Source organism: Pseudoroseomonas cervicalis ATCC 49957, assembly GCF_000164635.1.
Lineage (GTDB): Bacteria > Pseudomonadota > Alphaproteobacteria > Acetobacterales > Acetobacteraceae > Pseudoroseomonas > Pseudoroseomonas cervicalis.
In genome coordinates this window covers 1-1,876 of record NZ_GG770842.1, presented here as the reverse complement: position 1 = coordinate 1,876, position 1,876 = coordinate 1, and the positions used below count along the sequence as shown (strand labels likewise).

The 1,876-nt window shown below is 69.7% G+C and carries 2 protein-coding genes; one reads left to right on the top strand and one right to left on the bottom strand.

Annotated elements, in window-relative coordinates:
* Positions 1-32: 32 nt before the first annotated feature.
* Positions 33-1,556, bottom strand: a complete 1,524-nt coding sequence (locus HMPREF0731_RS19545; RefSeq protein ID WP_007005943.1) for an MmgE/PrpD family protein — start codon at positions 1,554-1,556, stop codon at positions 33-35.
* Between the two features lie 110 nt (positions 1,557-1,666).
* Between HMPREF0731_RS19545 and HMPREF0731_RS19540 the strand changes: the two genes are divergently transcribed.
* A partial coding sequence (locus HMPREF0731_RS19540; RefSeq protein WP_007005942.1) for a LysR family transcriptional regulator occupies positions 1,667-1,876 on the top strand: 210 nt, incomplete at its 3' end.

Here is a 1,876-nt window from a genome sequence, read left to right as displayed (position 1 = left end):
CGCGGGCGGGGCGGCGCGGCGTGTCGCGGGCCTCAGAAGATGCCGGGCTTGCCCTCGGCCAGCGCGCCGCGCGGCAGGCTGACATTGAGCAGGTGCAGCTCCCCCGCCTGCAGCCGCGGCAGGTCCTGCACCACCTCCAGGAACCGCTCCACCTCGCGCGGCGCCAGGATGCCCTCGGTCAGGATGCGGAACTTGCGGATGTAGTCCTCGCGGCCGAAGGGCCTCGCCCCCAGCGGATGGGCGTTGGCCACCGCCATCTCGTCCACCAGCGTCGTGCCATCCTTGAAGACGATCTCCACCCGCGCGCCGAACGCCTTCTCGGCCGGGTCGGTCGAGTGGTAGCGGCGGGTCCACTCGGGGTCCTCGCGCGTCTCGATCTTGTGCCAGAGGCGCACCGTGTCGGCCCGGCCCGCGCGCTTCGGCGCGTAGCTGTCGACATGGTGCCAGGACCCGTCCTGCAGGGCGACGGCGAAGATGTACATGATGGAGTGGTCCAGCGTCTCGCGGCTGGCCTTGGGGTCCATCTTCTGCGGGTCGTTCGCCCCGGTGCCGATGACGTAGTGGGTGTGGTGGGAGGTGTGCAGGATGATCTTCTCGATCGCCTCCTGGTCGGCGATCTTCTCCCGCATGCGGAAGGCCAGGTCGATCAGCGCCTGGGACTGGTACTCGGCCGAGTGCTCCTTGGTATAGGTGTCGAGGATGGCGCGCTTGGGCTCGCCCTTCTCCGGCAGCGGCACATTGTAATAGACCGGGCCGTAGACGTCCGAGCGGTTGCTGCGCCCGGACAGCACCCAGGCGATGACCGAATCCTCGCCTTCATAGATCGGGCTCGGCGCGCCCTCGCCGCGCATGGCGCGGTCCACCGCCTCGACCGCCAGCTTGCCGGCATGGGCGGGGGCGAAGGCCTTCCAGGAGGAGATCTCGCCCTTGCGGCTCTGGCGGAAGGTGATGGTGGTGTGCAGCGCCTGCTGCACCGCCTGGTAGATCACCTCCTGCTTCAGCCCGAGCAGCGTGCCGAGGCCCGCCGCCGCCGAAGGCCCGAGATGCGCGATATGGTCCACCTTGTGCTCGTGCAGGCAGATCGCGCGCACCAGGTCGACCTGGATCTCGTAGCCCGTCGCGATGCCGCGGATCAGGTCGCGGCCCGAGCGCTCCATGGTCTGCGCCACCGCCAGGATGGCGGGGATGTTGTCGCCCGGATGTGAGTAGTCGGCGGCCAGGAAGGTGTCGTGCATGTCGAGCTCGCGCACCGCCGTGCCGTTCGCCCAGGCCGCCCATTCCGGCGAGAAGCCCTTGCTGTTGGGCAGGCCGAAGATGGTGGCGCCGCCCTTGCGCGGATGGCCCATCGCCATGGTCCGCGCCGAGGTGGGGGCGGAGCGGTTGATCGCCGCGATCGCCACCGAGGCGTTGTCGATGATGCGGTTGATGATCATCTCGGCCACCGGCTTCTGCACCGCCACCTTGTCGGCGGCGACGCCGGCGATCTTCCAGGCCAGCTGTTCCTCGCGCGGCAGCAGCGCCTTGGAGGGGTGGACCTTCACCGGATGCAGTTTCATCTCTGGCGTTCTCCCAAATCGCGATGCGGAAACCGGCGCTGTTGTGCGCCGCCCCCGCGCCATCGTCCATTCCGATTGACGCGGCGGCACGATAGCTTTTCCGTATCGCGATGGACTTCCGACTCCTCCGCCGCCTCGGGCATTTCCTCGCCGTCGCCGAGGAAGGGCATTTCGGCCGCGCCGCCGCGCGGCTCGGCCTGTCGCAGCCGCCGCTGACCGCGCAGATCCAGGCGCTGGAGGCGGAACTCGGCGTGCGGCTGCTGGAGCGCACGCGGAAAGGCGCGCGGCCGACGCGCGAGGGCGAGGCGCTGCTGCCCTTG

Coding starts and splice junctions, on each gene's coding strand:
- HMPREF0731_RS19545 (WP_007005943.1), bottom strand. CDS start 1,556: ATGAAACTGCATCCGGTGAAGGTCCACCCCTCCAAGGCGCTGCTGCCG.